The organism is Ruegeria sp. BB7 (genome assembly GCF_056539365.1).
Genome location: NZ_JBQFUV010000001.1, coordinates 688,439 through 705,657, shown reverse-complemented (window position 1 = coordinate 705,657; position 17,219 = coordinate 688,439). Strand labels below are relative to the sequence as shown.

Here is a 17,219-nt window from a genome sequence, read left to right as displayed (position 1 = left end):
TCCGGAAAGAGGTGGGGCATGGGCGCAAGGACGAAAACACTTAGCCAACTGGCCCTGACCGCTCGGGGTGGTGCGAATCCTGACATTACCGGGTTGGCCGTTGACAGTCGCGAAGTCAAAGAAGGCTACTTGTTCGCAGCGCTTCCTGGCACCCGCGTGCATGGCGGAGAGTTCATTCAATACGCCCTGCGTATGGGTGCGGCGGCAATTCTGACTGATGCCGAGGGTGCTGAAATCGCCGCTGATGAATTGGCGTCGTCAGATGCTGCCTTGATCGTGGTCGAAGACCCCCGGCAGGCGCTGGCTGGATGTGCCGCGTTGTGGTTTGGAGCGCAGCCGCAGAACATCGTGGCCGTCACGGGGACCAATGGAAAAACCTCGGTTGCCACATTCGTGCGACAGATCTGGATGGAGCTTGGCCACGCTGCGGTGAATCTTGGGACAACGGGGGTCGAGGGGGTCTGGACGGCACCATTGGCGCATACCACGCCCGAACCGATCACACTGCACCGCTGTCTGGCTGAGGCCGCGGAAAACGGCGTGACCCATGCCGCGATGGAGGCGTCCTCGCACGGTCTGGAACAGCGTCGTTTGGACGGGGTGCATCTGACAGCCGCAGGGTTTTCTAACTTCACGCAGGACCATCTGGACTATCACGAAACTTTCGAGGCTTATTTTGCCGCCAAGGCCGGCTTGTTCGACCGCGTCCTGCCTCAGGACGGCACCGTAGTGATCAACATGAGTGATCCCAAGGGCGCAGAGGTTCGCAAAATCGCCAAGGCGCGCGGGCAATCGGTTCTGACTGTTGGGTTGGGTGATGCTGATCTGTGCCTGATGAACCAACGCTTTGACGCAACCGGACAGGACCTGCGCTTTTCATGGCAGGGTAAGGTGTTCCATACCCGCCTGAACCTGATCGGCGGGTTTCAGGCCGAAAATATCCTGCTCGCCTGCGGTCTGGTCATTGCCGCGGGGGAAGGGCCCGAACGCGTGTTCGAAACCCTGCCGCATCTGACGACGGTTCGGGGCCGTATGCAACTGGCGGCCACGCGGGAAAACAGCGCGACTGTGTTTGTCGATTATGCCCACACTCCAGATGCGGTTGCCACGGCGCTCAAGGCGATGCGACCGCATGTCATGGGGCGCCTGATTGCTATTGTTGGGGCTGGCGGGGATCGCGACGCCACCAAGCGCCCGCTGATGGGTAAGGCTGCTGCCGATCATGCGGATCTTGTCTTTGTCACGGATGATAATCCCCGCAGCGAGGATCCGGCTACAATCCGCGCCGCCGTCCTGCTTGGCGCACCGGAGGCCACCGAGGTCGGTGATCGGGCCGAAGCCATCCTGCGCGGAATTGATGCTTTGCAGCCGGGTGATGCTTTGTTGATTGCGGGCAAAGGGCATGAGACGGGCCAGATCGTTGGTGATCAGGTCCTGCCGTTTGATGACGTGGAGCAAGCTTCCATCAGCGTAGCCGCTTTGGATGGGAGGGTTGCATGACACTTTGGACTGCAACCGAGGCCGCCGAAGCAACGGGCGGGCGCGCCACGACTGATTGGTCAGTGAATGGCGTGTCGATCGACACCAGAACTCTTCAGCCCGGCGACTTGTTCGTTGCGTTGAAGGCGGCACGAGACGGTCATGACTTTGTGGCCCAAGCCTTGGAAAAAGGCGCAGGTGCTGCGCTGGTGTCACGTATTCCAGAAGGTGTGCCCGAAAATGCCCCTCTGTTGATTGTCGATGACGTTCAAACCGGGCTCGAGGTTTTGGGTAAGGCAGGCCGCGCAAGAACCGGCGCGCGCGTGCTCGGCGTCACAGGCAGCGTCGGGAAGACATCAACCAAGGAAATGTTGGCGACCATATTGGAAACGCAAGGTAAAACCCATGCCAGTGTTGCCAGCTACAACAATCACTGGGGCGTACCCCTGACACTGGCGCGGATGCCGCGCGACACCGAATTTGCAGTGATTGAGATCGGGATGAACCACCCCGGAGAGATTGCTCCGTTGGCGCGGCAGGCCCGCCCGCATGTGGCGTTGGTGACGACCGTAGCTGCCGTACACCTTGAGGCATTCGAGTCGGTTGCAGGGATTGCTCATGAAAAGGCTGCCATCTTTGAAGGGCTTGAGCCCGGTGGAGCTGCAATCGTGAATGCCGATATCGAGCATGCGGATATCCTGCGCCAGACCGCAATAGAGCATGGCGCCGGGATCGTCGATTTTGGCCGCAAGGCTGCCGACTACATTTTGACCAACGTGATGCAAGGGGATGCTTCGGTTCAGGCCGATGCCATAGTGGGTGATGTTTCGGTTACCTATGACGTGCAGTCGGCGGGCAAGCATTTCGCCATGAACGCGCTGGGTGCTTTGGCGGCCTGTGTGGAACTGGGCGTTGAATTTGATGCAGCCATCAGCGGCTTGCGCCAATGGTCCCCCGTCAAGGGGCGCGGCGTGCGTGAGGTTTTATCTCTGGCGACTGGTGGGCAGATCGAGTTGCTGGACGACAGCTACAATGCCAACCCAACATCGATGGAGGCCGCGCTGGATGTTCTGGCGGCAACGCATGGTGCACGCCGGATCGCTTTTCTGGGCGACATGAAAGAGTTGGGTGCACAGGAAATTGCCATGCACGCAGGAATGGCGGGTGTCACCGCGATGGCGAACGTGGATCGGGTGCATTGCATAGGTCCGCTCATGAAGGCGCTGCATGAGGCATTGCCTGCCGCCAAGCGCGGGCTGTGGTTTAAAACCAGTGCCGAAATGGCCGAACACCTGCCGGAGTTGATCAGTGCCGGGGATACGGTGTTGGCCAAGGGTTCCTTGAGCATGGCGCTGGCACAGATTGTTGACGGTTTGCGGGAAATGGGGCAAGTGAGCGCGCTTGACTCATGATCGCGGCACGAGAAAGGTTTTGATATGCTCTATTGGTTGACCGCCCTGTCGGATGGGGGGGATTTCTTTAACCTCTTCCGCTACATCACTTTCCGTGCGGGCGGAGCCTTTCTGACGGCGCTGATCTTTGGGTTTATCTTTGGCAAACCGCTGATCAATGTGCTGCGCCGCAAGCAGGGCAAGGGTCAGCCGATCCGCGAGGACGGCCCCGAGGGGCATTTTTCGAAAGCGGGCACACCGACCATGGGTGGGCTGCTTATTGTTGGTGCGCTGGTGACTTCAACGTTGGCCTGGGCGCGGTGGGACAATCCATATGTCTGGATGGTGCTGTTCGTGACTCTGGCCTATGCGGCAATAGGATTTGCCGATGATTATGCCAAGGTGTCGAAGCAAAACACCAAAGGCCTATCGGGTAAGATGCGACTGGCATTGGGCGTGATCATCGCAGTTTTGGCCTCGGCCTGGGCGACTCTGCATCATCCCGAGGCGTTGCAGAACCAACTGGCTGTGCCGGTCTTCAAGGATACGCTGGTTAATCTGGGGATTTTCTACATTCCTTTCTCGATTGTCGTGATCGTAGGGGCAGCCAATGCGGTAAACCTGACGGACGGGCTGGATGGGTTGGCCATCATGCCCGCAATGATCGCGGCGACTACTCTTGGTATCATCGCCTATGCGGTCGGGCGGGTCGACTTTACCGAGTATCTGGACGTCCACTACGTGCCAGGCACCGGAGAAATTCTGATCTTCACGGCAGCGTTGTTCGGAGGTGGGTTGGGCTTTCTTTGGTATAACGCGCCACCTGCCGCTGTCTTTATGGGCGACACCGGTTCCTTGGCCTTGGGTGGTGCTTTGGGTGCGATTGCGGTTGCAACCAAGCACGAGCTGGTGTTGGCCGTTGTTGGCGGCTTGTTCGTCGTCGAGGCGCTGAGCGTGATCATTCAGGTCCTCTACTTCAAGCGCACCGGTCGCCGCGTGTTCCTGATGGCACCGATCCATCATCACTATGAGAAAAAGGGCTGGGCCGAGCCGACGATTGTGATCCGGTTCTGGATCATTTCGCTGATCCTGGCGATGATTGGTCTGGCGACTTTGAAAGTCAGGTAGCGCTCCCGCCAGGTTCGGCGGGCCTGGGGCCCGCCTGTCACCTGTTGGGCCGGGCTCGCGCTGCCGCGCGAGCCTTTTGTCGCCCTTGCCTTTGGGGATTTCTTCTGCGCAGTGTGACGGCCAATTGGACGTCAGAAGAAGGTGGTCGGCATGATCCCGGTCAAAGGGTTTTCAGGGCAGAAAGTTGCAGTTCTGGGGCTTGGCCGGTCAGGTCTGGCGACCGCGCGCGCGTTGCGGGCGGGCAAGGCCGAGCCGGTGTGCTGGGATGACAATCCTGCCGCACGGGAAAAGGCCGAGGCCGAAGGTTTTACCTGTGTTGATCTGCGCCGCCATGGAGCGTTTGACGAGATCGCCTCGCTGATCGTTTCTCCGGGTATTCCGCATCTCTATCCCGAACCTAACCCTGTCGTGGCAGCGGCGCTGGATGCTGGTGTGTCGGTGGACAACGATATTGGCCTGTTCTTCCGATCTTTTGCTGGGCCAGAATGGAACAACTACGACATCCCTCCGCGTGTGATTGCGGTGACCGGTTCAAACGGTAAGTCGACCACGGCTGCTTTGATCCATCACATTCTGACAGAGGCCGGGCGAGAGGCGCAGTTGGCGGGCAATATAGGCCGGGGTGTTCTGGATATTGATCCGGGAAGGGACGGATCGGTAGTGGTGCTGGAACTCAGCAGCTACCAGACCGAACTGGCGCGTGCGCTGACGCCGGATGTGGCAGTGTTCACCAACCTGTCGCCCGACCATCTGGATCGGCATAGTGGGATGGGCGGCTATTTTGCTGCCAAACGCCGATTGTTTGCCGAGGGTGGTCCGGATCGTGCGGTGATCGGGGTGGATGAAGACGAAGGCGCGTTTCTGGCCGGGCAACTGTCCGAAGGGCCTGCGGATGATCGGGTGATCCGCATCTCGGTTGCGCGGAAGCTGACCGGTCCGGGCTGGCAGGTCTTTGCGCGCAAAGGGTATCTGGCTGAATACCGCAAAGGGCGTCAGACCGGTTCCATTGACCTGCGCGAGATCAAGGGTCTGCCCGGCGCGCACAATCATCAAAATGCCTGCGCCGCGTATGCGGCCTGCCGCGCGCTGGGGCTTGCGCCTCGGGTGATCGAGGATGCGCTGCACAGCTATCCGGGGCTGCCGCATCGCAGCCAGATCATTGCCGAGGCCGGCGGCGTGACCTATGTAAACGACTCCAAAGCCACCAATGTGGACAGTGCGCTGAAAGCGCTCAGCGCGTTCAAAAAAATCCGCTGGATTTGCGGGGGTCTAGAGAAAGAAGGGGGGATAGGTGCGCTGAACAGTGCCAGCGACCAAGTGATCAGGGCCTATGTGATCGGACGTGAGGCGGCTGGTTTTGCAATGCAGCTTACCGTCGATGCACAGGTGTGCACCACTATGGCAGATGCTGTTTCGCAAGCCATGGCAGATGCCCAGCCGGGAGAGACCGTTCTGCTAGCCCCGGCAGCGGCCAGTTTCGACCAGTATGACAATTTCGAACAGCGCGGAGAGGACTTTGCCGAACAGGTTCGTCAGAGGCTAGAAGACTAGTGATTTGCAATAGATCGCCGGTTGAGCCAAGTTGAGATGCTATCAACTTGACGCGCCCTACTTATTGGTTTTGCTTGCCTGCAAATTCAACACGAGGTCATGAATATGCCGTACCGTAAATTATCTTTGATCCTGCCTGCCATTCTGGTGGTTGGTGCCTGCACGAACGTGGGCGCGAATTACCAGCCGATTGTCGATGGACCGGTTGGCCCGAATTACAACGCAGATTTGGCGCAATGTCAGGCTCTCGCGCGGTCGCAGCCGGTGGTCAACAGCAACACTGCAGGTGCTGCGGCGATTGGTGCCGCTGGTGCGGCGGGCGCGAAAGCTATCATTGACGACAGCGCCAGCGACTTGGGTCGTGCGGCCGTAGCAGGTGCGCTGGTCGGGGCTGGTGCAAGCGCGGTCAATAACACTCAGAATCAGGAAGTCATCGTGCGCAACTGCATGCGCGGTCGTGGTTACAACGTCGTAGGCTAACAGCCCGCGATTGCAATTCCTGCGGCGTGGCCCGATGACCACGCCCACTGGAAGTTGTAGCCGCCCAGCCAGCCGGTGACATCCACCGCTTCACCAATCGCATAGAGGCCGGGGACATCCCTGGCCTCCATCGTTTTTGACGACAAGTCATCCGTATCGATCCCGCCCAGCGTGACCTCGGCGGTGCGATATCCTTCGGTACCCGAAGGGGTTAGCTGCCAGTTCGAAAGTGCGTCGATCAACTCAGCCATCGCAGCATCGGATTGGTCGGCCAGATTGCCCCGCATGGGGATCAATTGCGAGAGGTAATCCACAAGTCGCCCCGGCAGATGACGGGCAAGTTCAGTGGTCAGGGCTTTACGGCCTCCGGCCTGGCGTTGATCGCGCAGCAGGTCGAACAGGGGCAGATCGGGGATCAGGTTCACCCGGATCGCCTCACCCTCGTGCCAGTATGACGATAGTTGGAGCACGGAAGGCCCGCTGAGGCCCCGATGGGTGAACAGCAGTGCCTCGTCAAATCTGGTGCGTTCGTTCGATAGGCGAGCGGGCAGGGACACGCCTGAAAGGTCTTTGAATTTCCCGTTCGAGAAGGTGAACGGCACCAGCGCCGCGCGTGTCTCGGTCATCCGCAAGCCGAACTGTTTTGCGATATCATAGGCTAGCCCAGTTGCGCCCATCTTGGGGATCGATTTGCCGCCGGTGGCCAGCACCAGATTGGTGCAAGTAAGGCTGTGGCGCTGCCCCTCGCGGTCAACCTCCAGCGCGAACCCGGCCTCGGTCTTGCGCAGGTCCTTCACCTCGGTCCGCACCCACAGCTCGGCGCCGGCGCGCTCCATCTCGGCCAGCAGCATCTGGATGATCTGTTTCGAGGACCCGTCGCAGAAAAGCTGCCCTAACGTCTTCTCATGCCACGCGATGCCGTGACGCCCGACCAGATCGACAAAATCCCACTGCGTATAGCGTGCCAGCGCGGATATGCAGAAATGAGGGTTCTGCGACAGAAAGTTACCCGGACCCGCATACATATTGGTGAAATTGCAACGCCCACCGCCCGAGATGCGGATTTTCTCACCCGGAGCCTTGGCGTGGTCGATCACCAGCACACGCCCGCCGCAATGCGCGGCGCACATCATACCGGCAGCACCGGCACCAAGGATGATCGTGTCATAAGTCATGGGCGGGGGATGGCGTGGATTGCCGAATATGGCAAGAGCAACCGAAACTCAGCGCAAAAAAGCAGGGAGGCATGTGGTAAAGTTCTGCCATCGAAGTTCTCAAGTTTTTTCATTGCAAAGGGGCGCCAAAATGATCATGCGGATTTTCCAAGTCACGGTTCGGCGCGGCAAAGAAGCCGAGTTCTCAAAGTTTTTCCATGAAACCGCGATACCTTTGATGCGAAACACCGATGGTATTGTTCAGGTGCTGCCGGGTGCGCCGCGTTCTGACACACCGCGCGAGTTCAGTTTTGTAATGGTTTGGAGCAGTCTTGACGCGCTAAAGGCGTTTGTTGGTGAGGACTACAAAAGCCCGCATATTGATCCGGCTGAAGCGGAATTAGTCGAGTCCAGAGAAATCAAGCACTACGATCTTGTCGGTTAACGACCGGACAGTCCGAATTAGAGAAGCCAGTGTTCAGAGTGTAATCTTTGGGAGGGGGCCGATTTCCGCAAACGCTCTGTCATTGTGCTAGCCCAAACGCCAAAATCCCTGTAGACTCTCAATCAGATCCCGAAAACGGGACGTGAACGAGGCAGTAAGTGGCGGTATCTCATGACTGAGATGGTGTATGGCGCGGTCCAGGACCAGCGCGGCGAACCGATTCTACCAAAGTGGTGGCGGACAATTGATCGCTGGACGATGTCCTGCGTGCTGATCCTGTTCGTCATCGGATTGTTGCTGGGGCTGGCGTCATCCCCGCCGCTGGCCGGGCGAAATGGGTTTGATCCATTCCATTATGTCGAGCGGCAGTCGATCTTCGGCGGATTGGCGCTTATTGCGATGCTGCTGACCTCGATGATGTCGCCGACGCTGGTAAGGCGTCTGGCGGTGCTGGGCTTTTTGGGCGCGTTCGTGGCGCTGGCCTTTCTGCCGGTCTTTGGCACTGATTTCGGCAAGGGCGCAGTGCGCTGGTACTCGCTGGGCTTTGCATCGCTGCAGCCGTCCGAGTTCCTGAAGCCCGGCTTTATGGTCGTGGCCGCATGGCTGCTGGCCGCGTCGCAGGAGATCAACGGCCCGCCAGGGCGGCTGTGGTCGTTTGCGCTGTGTATGGCCATTGTCGGGATGTTGGTGCTGCAGCCTGATTTCGGTCAAGCCTGTCTGATCTTGTTCGGTTGGGGCGTGATGTATTTCGTGGCCGGGGCGCCGATGTTGTTGCTGGTCGGAATGGCCGGAGCGGTCGTGCTGGGCGGAATGCTGGCTTATTCGAATTCGGAACATTTTGCCCGCCGTATTGATGGGTTTCTGAACCAAGAGGTCGATCCGACCACTCAGATCGGCTACGCTACCAATGCAATCCGTGAGGGCGGGTTGTTTGGTGTTGGAGTCGGCGAGGGACAGGTGAAATGGTCTCTGCCCGATGCGCATACGGACTTTGTCATTGCTGTTGCGGCCGAAGAATATGGCCTGATCCTGGTGCTGATCATCATCGCGCTGTATTCGATCATCGTAGTGCGTTCGCTTCTGCGGCTGATGCGTGAACGGGATATGTTTATCCGTTTGGCGGGTACAGGGCTGGCCTGTATGTTCGGCGTTCAGGCAATGATCAACATGGGTGTCGCGGTACGCCTGCTGCCCGCCAAAGGTATGACGCTGCCTTTTGTCAGCTATGGTGGTTCGTCCCTGATTGCGGGCGGCATTGCGGTCGGTATGTTGCTGGCCTTCACCCGGACCCGCCCCCAGGGCGAGTTTGGAGATATTCTGCGCGGACGAGGGTGATGAGCAAACCTTACTTACTGATTGCAGCTGGCGGCACCGGGGGCCACATGTTCCCGGCACAAGCACTGGCCGAGGCGATGCTCCACAAAGGCTGGCGCGTGCGTCTGTCCACCGATCCGCGCGGTGCCCGGTATACCAGTGGGTTTCCGCATTCGACTGAGATTGTCGAGGCGTCCTCGGCCACATTCGCGCGTGGAGGGCTGGCAGACAAGGCACTAGTTGGGCCAAAGATTGCGGGTGGAGTGACCAGCATGTCGTTGCAGATGATGCGCGACCGGCCCGACGTGGTGGTGGGTTTTGGTGGTTATCCGTCAATCCCGGCGCTGAGCGCGGCGACGATGCTGAAAATCCCGCGTATGATCCATGAACAGAACGGTATACTGGGCCGGGTCAATCAACTGTTTGCAACCCGTGTGTCTCAGGTGGCCTGCGGTATCTGGCCGACCGATCTGCCCGACGGGGCAAGGGGCATCCATACCGGAAACCCTGTCCGCGCCGCAGTGCTGGAGCGCGCCGCGGCGGGTTATATCCCGCCCGGCGACTATCCAATGTCGATTCTGGTGATGGGCGGTTCTCAGGGCGCGCGTATCCTCAGCGACGTGGTGCCGGGTGCGATTGCAGCATTGCCCGATGAATTGCGCAGCCATATCCGTGTCGCCCATCAGGCGCGTGACGAAGATGGTGAGCGGGTCGCAGCGTTTTATGCCGATCATGGTATCCGGGCCGAGGTCAAACCTTTCTTTCAGGATGTTCCGCGCCGCATGTCGGATGCGCAGTTGGTGATCAGCCGCTCGGGCGCATCCAGTGTTGCCGATATCTCGGTGATCGGGCGGCCTTCGATCTTGATCCCCTTTGCAGCCGCTGCCGGAGATCACCAGACCGCCAATGCACGTGGGCTGGTTCAGGCGGGCGGGGCGATCATGATCCCTGAAAACGCCCTTGACGTTTCGTCTCTGACCGAGCAAATCACCGCAGTTCTGACAAACCCCGAAGCCGCGCAAAAGATGGCCCATGCGGCCCTCTCGGCCGGTGCCCCCGACGCAACAGATCGTCTGGTGCACCTTGTCGAAGAATTGGCGCAGAAGGAGACCGCATGAATCCTGCAACCAAACTGCCGCAAGACGTAGGGCCGATTCACTTTGTGGGGATCGGCGGGATTGGTATGTCAGGCATTGCCGAGGTGCTGCTGAACCTGGGTTATCGGGTGCAGGGATCGGACCTGAAAGCTTCGAAGATCACCGACCGCCTGGCGGGATTGGGTGCCGAAATCTTTGTCGGCCAACGGGCCGAGAACCTTGAAAATGCTGCCGTTGTGGTGGTTTCGACCGCAATTAAACCCGGCAACCCGGAACTGGACGGCGCCCGCGCGCGCGGCCTTCCGGTGGTGCGCCGCGCCGACATGCTGGCCGAATTGATGCGCCTGAAGTCCAACATTGCCATCGCCGGAACCCACGGCAAGACCACTACGACCACGATGATGGCCGAGTTGATGGTGGCGGGTGATTTCGACCCGACCGTGATCAATGGCGGTATCATCCATGCTTATGGATCGAACGCGCGGATGGGGCAGGGTGAATGGATGGTGGTCGAGGCCGATGAATCCGATGGTTCGTTCAACCGCCTGCCCGCAACCATCGCCATCGTCACCAATATCGACCCCGAGCATATGGAGCATTGGGGTGATTTCGACACTCTGCGCGACGGGTTTTATGAATTCGTCACGAACCTGCCGTTCTATGGCCTTGCCGTTTGCTGCACCGACCATGCCGAAGTTCAGACGTTGGTCGGTCGCATCACCGACCGGCGTGTGCGCACCTATGGCTTCAACGCGCAGGCGGATGTGCGGGCGGTGAACCTGACCTATAAAAGCGGTGTCGCGCATTTCGACATTCACCTGCAATACGAAGACACGTTGATCGAGGGCTGCACGCTGCCTATGCCGGGGGATCATAACGTCTCGAACGCGTTGTCTGCCGCTACTGTGGCACGTCATTTGGGCATGAAAGCCAGCGAAATTCGCGACGCTCTGGCCAATTTCGGAGGCGTCAACCGCCGCTTCACCAAGGTGGGTGAGATCGATGGTGTCACAATAATTGACGATTATGGCCACCACCCAGTTGAAATTAACGCTGTTCTCAAAGCTGCGCGTCAGGCAACGGAAGGCCGTGTTATTGCCGTGCATCAGCCGCACCGTTACTCACGCCTGTCAAACCTGTTTGATGATTTCTGCACCTGCTTCAATGATGCCGACGTCGTGGCAATTGCTGACATTTTCGCGGCCGGAGAGACGCCGATCGAAGGGGCCAGCCGCGATGACCTCGTGCAAGGTTTGATCCGCCACGGCCACCGCCACGCCCGCGCGCTGCTGGATGAAAACGATCTCGAACGGTTGGTGCGTGAACAGGCACGCCCAGGAGATATGGTTGTTTGCCTCGGAGCGGGTACGATCAGCGCCTGGGCCAACGGGTTGCCGGCTCGGCTGCAGCAGAAACAGGCTGTTTGATGTGATGGACATTTCTGCGATGCAACTCTAAAGAGTAGCGTCGCAACCGCAAAAGATGACGTCCTCGGAGGGGCAATTGGCATATTCTGTGGTGTTCGCAGCCTTGTGGGTCGTGGCCTCGACCATTGTGGCTATGTTGCCAATGCGCCTACAGTTCCCGCCTGGCATTGTTCTGTTCGCTTCCGCGCCTGTACTGATCATCTGGTTGGGTTTCGATTACGGTTGGTTCTTCTCGGTGCTGGCCTTGGCGGGCTTTGCATCCATGTTCCGTAACCCCATCCGTTACTACTGGCGCCGTTGGACCGGCCGGGAGATCGACCAATGAACTTTTCCATAGCTCTGGCCGCACTTTGGGGGATTGCTGCGAACGTGTTGGCCATGATCCCCAGTAAAGACAACCACTGGACCCGCGCCTATATTCTGATCGCAGTAGGGATCCCGATCATTGGTTATGTAACGCTTCAAAACGGGCCTTGGGTGGGTTTGCTTGTGATGGCGATGGGTATGTCGGTGCTCCGATGGCCGGTGATTTACTTCACCCGTTGGACAAAGGCGAAAATGCAGGGCATGAAGGCGGCAAAGAAGTAACGGCCATTTTCAGGAGGCCCCCATGGTCGACATCGCCACATTCGCTTATTTACCGCTGGTATCCTTGATCCTTGGCGCTCTTTCCGGTTTTGTTGCTGGTCGCTGGATAGGCACGAAGGGGCTGCTTTGGCTGATCGGCCTGACCTCTGCCGGTGCGCTGGTGCTGATCGTAATGCTGACAGGGGTTGGAACCGGAGAAGAGGAGCAAGCCTTTGGTCCCTTCGTATGGTTGACCGGCGCGGTCCTGCCTTTCCTATTCGCAGTCATCATGGGCGGTGTCGGTGGGCGCAGTCTGGCTGGAAGGGCAGCACATGATTGATCTGCCGGCTGTCCGGGGGCGTCTAACTCAGGCTCGCGCGTTGAACGACCTCACCTGGCTCCGCGTTGGCGGTCCGGCGGATTATCTGTTTCAGCCCGCTGATACTGAAGATTTGCAGAGCTTTCTGCGTGATTTACCCGCGGATGTGCCGGTGTTCCCGATGGGCGTCGGTTCGAACCTGATTGTGCGGGATGGTGGCCTACGCGCTGTTGTGATCCGTTTGGGACGTGGTTTCAATGGCATTACTGTTGAGGGCAACACCGTGATTGCCGGCGCGGCCGCATTGGATGCGCATGTTGCGCGTAGGGCGGCGGATGCGGGTGTGGATCTGACCTTTTTGCGCACTATCCCCGGCTCTGTCGGTGGGGCGGTTCGGATGAATGCGGGTTGCTATGGCAGCTATACGGCGGATGTTCTACACAAAGCTACCATCGTCACGCGACAAGGAGAGATCGAGGATTTAACCCCCGCGGATCTGAATTTCCGATATCGCCAGACGGACATGCCCGAAGGTGCGGTGCTGATCTCGGCCACGTTTGAAGGGCCAATGGGTGATCCCGAAGAATTGCATGCCCGGATGACCGCCCAGTTGCAGAAACGGGACGAAACTCAACCCACCAAGGACCGCAGTGCCGGGTCCACGTTCCGCAATCCGGCGGGGTTTTCCTCGACTGGCCGTGACGATGATGTGCATGACCTCAAGGCGTGGAAGGTTATAGACAACGCGGGGATGCGGGGCGCCACCAGAGGCGGCGCACAGATGAGCCCCAAGCACTCGAATTTCATGATCAATACCGGCGATGCCACAGCCGCGGACCTCGAAGGGCTAGGTGAGGATGTGCGAAAAAAGGTTTACGAAACAAGCGGCATCACGCTAGAATGGGAAATCATGCGGGTCGGAGAGCCGCTGAAAGAATAAAGCCCCAACCGTCAGACCATAACAGGCAAATTCAGGCGACGGATCAAAGGCATAACACAGTACGGACCACGACATAAGGTCCGGGGACATTGAGGCGCACGAAGTGGGTAAGTCGAGCAGGACAAACCCCAAAGTGGCGGTATTGATGGGTGGCCCCTCGGCGGAACGCGAGGTGTCTCTCAGCTCTGGGCGCGAATGCGCAGCCGCCCTTGTGGGAGAAGGCTTTGAAGTGGTTGAGCTGGACGCAGGTCCCGACCTCTACGCGCGCCTATTGGACATTAAACCGGATGTGGTTTTCAACGCACTGCACGGTCGTTGGGGTGAGGATGGTTGTGTTCAAGGCTTGCTGGAATGGATGCGCATTCCCTACACGCACTCCGGGGTGCTGGCTTCGGCGCTGGCAATGGACAAGCAGCGCAGTAAAGAGGTGTATCAGGCCGAAGGATTACCTGTTGTGCCCAGCGTGATCGTTCCCAAGGTTGAGGTGTCCAAAGCCCATGTTATGGAGCCGCCCTATGTGGCCAAACCCAATAACGAAGGCTCCAGCGTTGGCATCTATATCGTGCATGAAGGCTCGAACGGGCCTCCACAGCTATCGGATGACATGCCCGAACATGTGATGGTCGAGAAATACGTCGCAGGCCGGGAACTGACTGTAACCGTAATGGGTGATCGGGCTCTGACGGTGACCGAGATCATGACGGATGGCGGTTGGTATGACTATGACGCCAAGTACAAACCTGGCGGATCTTGGCACGTGCTGCCTGCTGACATCCCACAGGACATTTTTGACCGCTGCATGGACTACGCGCTGAAGGCCCATAACGCGCTAGGGTGCAAAGGTGTAACCCGAACAGATTTTCGCTGGGATGACAGCATAGGCGCTGATGGGCTGTTTCTGCTGGAAACCAACACACAGCCAGGTATGACCCCGACGTCGCTGGCGCCCGAGCAGGCCGAGCATAACGGCATGACCTTCGGTCAACTCTGCGCGTGGATGGTGGAGGATGCATCATGCGACCGCTGAGGGCCACCCGAGCACCGGTGATTCATCGCTCGAAACCGCTGGCTGGACCGGATGCCGATTTTGCGTCGGGCGCCGAGCGTGAGGTCGAGCCCAAGCTGCGTTTGAGTGGAGTTAAACTCTTTGGGCGCAAGTCGCAGCGTTTTGACCCCGCACCGTCGCGGCTGAGCTACCGCCTGCAGCGCTGGATGCTGACGCCCGGTGTGAGGCGGGGACTGCGGGTCGGGCTGCCAGTTCTGGCGGTTTGCGCTGCGGCTGGCGTCTATTTTGGTTCAGAGAAACGGCGCGAGGCAGTGGTGGCGTATGTCTCTGACGTAAAGACCTCGATCCAGCAGCGGCCGGAATTCATGGTCAACCTGATGGCAATTGACGGTGCAGGTACCAATCTGTCCGAAGATATCCGCGAGGTGGTGCCGCTGGATTTCCCGATCAGTTCCTGGGATCTGGATGTTGAGCAGATCCGCGACACGATCACAGGGCTGAATCCGGTTAAATCCGCGACCGTGCGCGTGCGCCCTGGCGGTATTCTGCAAGTGGATGTGGTCGAGCGGCAGCCGGTTGTCGTTTGGCGGACACGGAGCGGGATCGAGTTGCTGGACGAAACTGGCGCGCATGTCGAGCGAGTTGTGTCCCGAAAGGATCATCCGAACTTGCCACTGATCGCGGGCAAGGGGGCGGACGGTCATGTGGCCGAGGCAATGGCTTTACTGACCACTGCCCGCAGTCTGGGCGGTCGTGTGCGCGGGCTGGTTCGTATAGGTGAGCGGCGCTGGGATCTGGTTCTGGATCGCGGTCAGCGTGTCATGCTGCCGACCGAGAAACCGGTGCGTGCACTGGAACGCGTACTTGCGGTGAACGAGGTGCAGGACCTTTTGGAGCGCGATGTGGCCGTGGTGGACATGCGCCTTGGGCAGCGTCCGACAATCAGAATGACCAAAGCTGCCAGCGAAGACTGGTGGAATACAAAAGTGACAGTGGGTAACGGGCAATAACGACCATGATGACCGATCTTTATCAGTCCCAACGTGCCATGCGGCAGATGCGCAGGCAGGCGATGCAACGCGGTGTTGTCGCCATTTTGGACGTGGGCAGTTCCAAGATTGCCTGCCTTGTTCTGCGGTTCGACGGTACTGGTCGGTTGAGCGAGGACAACAGCATCGGCTCACTGGCCGGTCAGAGTGGGTTTCGCGTCATCGGTGCGGCCACAACGCGATCGCGCGGCGTGCAGTTTGGCGAAGTCACCGCCATGCAGGAAACCGAGCGCGCCATTCGCACTGCGTTGCAGGCGGCGCAGAAGATGGCCGATATACGCGTGGATCATGTCATTGCCAGTTTCTCGGGCGCAAACCCGCGATCCTATGGGTTGGATGCGCAGGTCGATCTTGGCGGTCAGGAGGTGACCGAGGCCGAGGTCGGGCGTGTTCTCAATGCCTGCGACGTACCAGATTACGGGGCGGGGCGCGAGGTGCTGCACGCACAGCCGGTGAACTTTGCGCTAGACAACCGTTCGGGCTTGATTGATCCGCGCGGGCAGATGGGTCAGACGCTTGCTGTGGACATGCATATGCTGACCGTCGATGCGGTGGCGATCCAGAATATCGTCCGCTGCATCAAGCGTTGTGATCTGGAGCTGGCGGGGATTGCGAACTCGGCCTACGTATCGGGCATTTCGGCTTTGGTCGAGGACGAGCAGGAGTTGGGCGCAGCTTGTATCGACATGGGGGGCGGCACGACCAGCGTTTCGATCTTCATGAAAAAACACATGATCTACGCCGATTGCGTGCGCATGGGCGGCGACCATGTGACCTCTGACATCTCGATGGGGCTGGGAGTTCCGGCCTCGGTGGCCGAGCGGATCAAGACCTTCAATGGCGGTGTCCACGCAACTGGGGCCGATGATCGTGACCTGATTGATATCGGTGGCGATACCGGTGACTGGGAGCATGACCGTCGCACCGTCAGCCGCGCCGAGTTGATCGGCATCATGCGCCCCCGGGTCGAAGAGATTCTGGAAGAGGTGCGTGTCCGACTGGATGCCGCTGGTTTCGAGCATATGCCAAGCCAGCAGATCGTGCTGACCGGCGGTGGCAGTCAGATCATGGGCCTGGATGGCTTGGCCACCCGGATACTGGGTCAGCGCGTGCGTTTGGGCCGCCCGCTGCGCGTGCATGGCCTTCCGCAATCGGCGACGGGGCCCGGATTCTCGTCGGCGGTTGGTCTCAGCCTGTTTGCGGCGCATCCGCAGGATGAGTGGTGGGATTTCGAAATACCAGTCGACACTTATGCCACGCGGCCTTTCAAGCGCGCTATGCGCTGGTTCCGTGACAATTGGTAAGGTGATTGGGACCGCGGCGCTTGCCGCCGCGTGTCCAATTGCGGCCAACGCCCAAACCCGGATCACGCCCGAGGCTTTTCTAGATGCTGTTCAGGGTAAAACTGTCATGTTCCATGACTTTCCAACTGGCATCTTGGTGGGGACTGAAGAGTTTCTCAGCCCGACTCTGTCGGTCTGGCGAATGGAAGGGCGAGGCTGTGTCTATGGGCAGATCACCACTCCGGACGGCAAGCTTTGCTTTTTGTATGACGACGACACTGATGGTCTGCCGGTATGTTGGTGGACCTTTCAGTACGAAGGTCGGCTCATGGTACGTCTGGCCAGTTTAAACCAAAGCGAAATCCAAGAAGTGCGCAGTGTTACTGAGGGTGGCCTAAATTGCCCAAGTACCCCAATTAGCTAAACAAATGGGTTGCAGCGCGCTTGAGATTCCAGCAAGATATCCACAAGGCCCGTCAGAGGCCTCGCGGCAGGACTTGAGCAGTTTTCCGCAGTGTAAAGGTTTGAAAAGAGTCAGGTGACGCGCACGTCAGTTGCGGCGCGCGTGTCGCATGCTTTGTGGTGCATT

18 protein-coding genes are annotated in these 17,219 nt (G+C 59.0%); 17 read left to right on the top strand and 1 reads right to left on the bottom strand.

Annotated elements, in window-relative coordinates:
* The first annotated feature begins 18 nt into the window (after positions 1 to 18).
* The 5 genes from ACR0D7_RS03465 to ACR0D7_RS03445 all read left to right on the top strand — a co-directional run bounded on the left by ACR0D7_RS03465 (position 19) and on the right by ACR0D7_RS03445 (position 6,029).
* On the top strand, positions 19 to 1,500 hold the full coding sequence (locus ACR0D7_RS03465; RefSeq protein WP_480677746.1) for a UDP-N-acetylmuramoyl-L-alanyl-D-glutamate--2,6-diaminopimelate ligase: 1,482 nt from the start codon (positions 19 to 21) through the stop codon (positions 1,498 to 1,500).
* The gene (locus tag ACR0D7_RS03460; RefSeq protein WP_480677745.1) at positions 1,497 to 2,891 is read left to right on the top strand and encodes a UDP-N-acetylmuramoyl-tripeptide--D-alanyl-D-alanine ligase; all 1,395 of its coding nucleotides are present in this window, start codon (positions 1,497 to 1,499) and stop codon (positions 2,889 to 2,891) included. Before ACR0D7_RS03465 ends, ACR0D7_RS03460 begins: the two co-directional genes overlap by 4 nt.
* A 24-nt stretch (positions 2,892 to 2,915) precedes the next feature.
* On the top strand, positions 2,916 to 3,998 hold the full coding sequence (mraY, locus tag ACR0D7_RS03455) for a phospho-N-acetylmuramoyl-pentapeptide-transferase (protein ID WP_170381746.1): 1,083 nt from the start codon (positions 2,916 to 2,918) through the stop codon (positions 3,996 to 3,998).
* A gap of 150 nt (positions 3,999 to 4,148) precedes the next feature.
* Positions 4,149 to 5,549 (top strand): UDP-N-acetylmuramoyl-L-alanine--D-glutamate ligase, encoded by a 1,401-nt coding sequence (murD, locus tag ACR0D7_RS03450; protein ID WP_480677744.1) that lies wholly within the window; start codon positions 4,149 to 4,151, stop codon positions 5,547 to 5,549.
* A 105-nt stretch (positions 5,550 to 5,654) separates the two neighbouring features.
* The gene (locus ACR0D7_RS03445; protein WP_480677743.1) at positions 5,655 to 6,029 is read left to right on the top strand and encodes a glycine zipper family protein; all 375 of its coding nucleotides are present in this window, start codon (positions 5,655 to 5,657) and stop codon (positions 6,027 to 6,029) included.
* Here ACR0D7_RS03445 and ACR0D7_RS03440 read toward each other — a convergent pair.
* Positions 6,026 to 7,204, bottom strand: coding sequence for a BaiN/RdsA family NAD(P)/FAD-dependent oxidoreductase (locus tag ACR0D7_RS03440; RefSeq protein WP_480677742.1), 1,179 nt, complete (start codon positions 7,202 to 7,204; stop codon positions 6,026 to 6,028). The genes ACR0D7_RS03445 and ACR0D7_RS03440 overlap by 4 nt on opposite strands.
* Positions 7,205 to 7,334: 130 nt before the next feature.
* On the opposite strand from ACR0D7_RS03440, the gene ACR0D7_RS03435 reads away from it, so the two are divergent.
* The 12 genes from ACR0D7_RS03435 (at position 7,335) to ACR0D7_RS03380 (ending at position 17,054) form a co-directional block, all read left to right on the top strand.
* Positions 7,335 to 7,628, top strand: a complete 294-nt coding sequence (locus tag ACR0D7_RS03435) for a putative quinol monooxygenase (protein ID WP_170568897.1) — start codon at positions 7,335 to 7,337, stop codon at positions 7,626 to 7,628.
* Between the two features lie 171 nt (positions 7,629 to 7,799).
* Positions 7,800 to 8,963 (top strand): putative lipid II flippase FtsW, encoded by a 1,164-nt coding sequence (ftsW, locus tag ACR0D7_RS03430; protein ID WP_480677741.1) that lies wholly within the window; start codon positions 7,800 to 7,802, stop codon positions 8,961 to 8,963.
* Positions 8,963 to 10,060 (top strand): UDP-N-acetylglucosamine--N-acetylmuramyl-(pentapeptide) pyrophosphoryl-undecaprenol N-acetylglucosamine transferase, encoded by a 1,098-nt coding sequence (locus tag ACR0D7_RS03425; protein ID WP_480677740.1) that lies wholly within the window; start codon positions 8,963 to 8,965, stop codon positions 10,058 to 10,060. The genes ftsW and ACR0D7_RS03425 overlap by 1 nt, the downstream gene beginning before the upstream one ends.
* Complete coding sequence (gene murC / locus ACR0D7_RS03420) at positions 10,057 to 11,466, top strand: UDP-N-acetylmuramate--L-alanine ligase (protein ID WP_480677739.1); 1,410 nt, start codon at positions 10,057 to 10,059, stop codon at positions 11,464 to 11,466. The genes ACR0D7_RS03425 and murC overlap by 4 nt, the downstream gene beginning before the upstream one ends.
* Before the next feature lie 76 nt (positions 11,467 to 11,542).
* Positions 11,543 to 11,791, top strand: coding sequence for a DUF2484 family protein (locus ACR0D7_RS03415; protein WP_480677738.1), 249 nt, complete (start codon positions 11,543 to 11,545; stop codon positions 11,789 to 11,791).
* Entirely contained in the window at positions 11,788 to 12,054 is a 267-nt protein-coding gene (locus tag ACR0D7_RS03410; protein WP_480677737.1) for a DUF2484 family protein, read from the top strand. The genes ACR0D7_RS03415 and ACR0D7_RS03410 overlap by 4 nt, the downstream gene beginning before the upstream one ends.
* 22 nt (positions 12,055 to 12,076) lie before the next feature.
* Positions 12,077 to 12,373 carry a hypothetical protein gene (locus ACR0D7_RS03405; protein ID WP_170381736.1) on the top strand — a complete coding sequence of 99 codons (297 nt, stop codon included), beginning with the start codon at positions 12,077 to 12,079 and terminating at the stop codon, positions 12,371 to 12,373.
* Positions 12,366 to 13,292: a UDP-N-acetylmuramate dehydrogenase gene (gene murB / locus ACR0D7_RS03400; protein ID WP_480677736.1), complete on the top strand. Its 927-nt coding sequence runs from the start codon at positions 12,366 to 12,368 to the stop codon at positions 13,290 to 13,292. The genes ACR0D7_RS03405 and murB overlap by 8 nt, the downstream gene beginning before the upstream one ends.
* A 103-nt stretch (positions 13,293 to 13,395) precedes the next feature.
* Entirely contained in the window at positions 13,396 to 14,319 is a 924-nt protein-coding gene (locus ACR0D7_RS03395; RefSeq protein WP_480677735.1) for a D-alanine--D-alanine ligase, read from the top strand.
* Entirely contained in the window at positions 14,307 to 15,308 is a 1,002-nt protein-coding gene (locus ACR0D7_RS03390; RefSeq protein WP_480677734.1) for a cell division protein FtsQ/DivIB, read from the top strand. Before ACR0D7_RS03395 ends, ACR0D7_RS03390 begins: the two co-directional genes overlap by 13 nt.
* Before the next feature lie 8 nt (positions 15,309 to 15,316).
* On the top strand, positions 15,317 to 16,651 hold the full coding sequence (gene ftsA, locus ACR0D7_RS03385) for a cell division protein FtsA (protein WP_480677733.1): 1,335 nt from the start codon (positions 15,317 to 15,319) through the stop codon (positions 16,649 to 16,651).
* The gene (locus ACR0D7_RS03380; RefSeq protein WP_480677732.1) at positions 16,638 to 17,054 is read left to right on the top strand and encodes a hypothetical protein; all 417 of its coding nucleotides are present in this window, start codon (positions 16,638 to 16,640) and stop codon (positions 17,052 to 17,054) included. The genes ftsA and ACR0D7_RS03380 overlap by 14 nt, the downstream gene beginning before the upstream one ends.
* Positions 17,055 to 17,219: the final 165 nt, after the last annotated feature.

Excerpts from the sequence above, each read along its gene's own strand:
- ACR0D7_RS03405 (WP_170381736.1), top strand. The coding sequence starts at position 12,077 with ATGGTCGACATCGCCACATTCGCTTATTTACCGCTGGTATCCTTGATC.
- ACR0D7_RS03410 (WP_480677737.1), top strand. The coding sequence starts at position 11,788 with ATGAACTTTTCCATAGCTCTGGCCGCACTTTGGGGGATTGCTGCGAAC.
- ftsA (WP_480677733.1), top strand. The coding sequence starts at position 15,317 with ATGACCGATCTTTATCAGTCCCAACGTGCCATGCGGCAGATGCGCAGG.
- ACR0D7_RS03440 (WP_480677742.1), bottom strand. The coding sequence starts at position 7,204 with ATGACTTATGACACGATCATCCTTGGTGCCGGTGCTGCCGGTATGATG.
- ACR0D7_RS03445 (WP_480677743.1), top strand. The coding sequence starts at position 5,655 with ATGCCGTACCGTAAATTATCTTTGATCCTGCCTGCCATTCTGGTGGTT.
- ACR0D7_RS03460 (WP_480677745.1), top strand. The coding sequence starts at position 1,497 with ATGACACTTTGGACTGCAACCGAGGCCGCCGAAGCAACGGGCGGGCGC.
- ACR0D7_RS03390 (WP_480677734.1), top strand. The coding sequence starts at position 14,307 with ATGCGACCGCTGAGGGCCACCCGAGCACCGGTGATTCATCGCTCGAAA.
- ftsW (WP_480677741.1), top strand. The coding sequence starts at position 7,800 with ATGACTGAGATGGTGTATGGCGCGGTCCAGGACCAGCGCGGCGAACCG.
- ACR0D7_RS03465 (WP_480677746.1), top strand. The coding sequence starts at position 19 with ATGGGCGCAAGGACGAAAACACTTAGCCAACTGGCCCTGACCGCTCGG.
- murC (WP_480677739.1), top strand. The coding sequence starts at position 10,057 with ATGAATCCTGCAACCAAACTGCCGCAAGACGTAGGGCCGATTCACTTT.
- ACR0D7_RS03425 (WP_480677740.1), top strand. The coding sequence starts at position 8,963 with ATGAGCAAACCTTACTTACTGATTGCAGCTGGCGGCACCGGGGGCCAC.
- murB (WP_480677736.1), top strand. The coding sequence starts at position 12,366 with ATGATTGATCTGCCGGCTGTCCGGGGGCGTCTAACTCAGGCTCGCGCG.
- mraY (WP_170381746.1), top strand. The coding sequence starts at position 2,916 with ATGCTCTATTGGTTGACCGCCCTGTCGGATGGGGGGGATTTCTTTAAC.
- murD (WP_480677744.1), top strand. The coding sequence starts at position 4,149 with ATGATCCCGGTCAAAGGGTTTTCAGGGCAGAAAGTTGCAGTTCTGGGG.
- ACR0D7_RS03435 (WP_170568897.1), top strand. The coding sequence starts at position 7,335 with ATGATCATGCGGATTTTCCAAGTCACGGTTCGGCGCGGCAAAGAAGCC.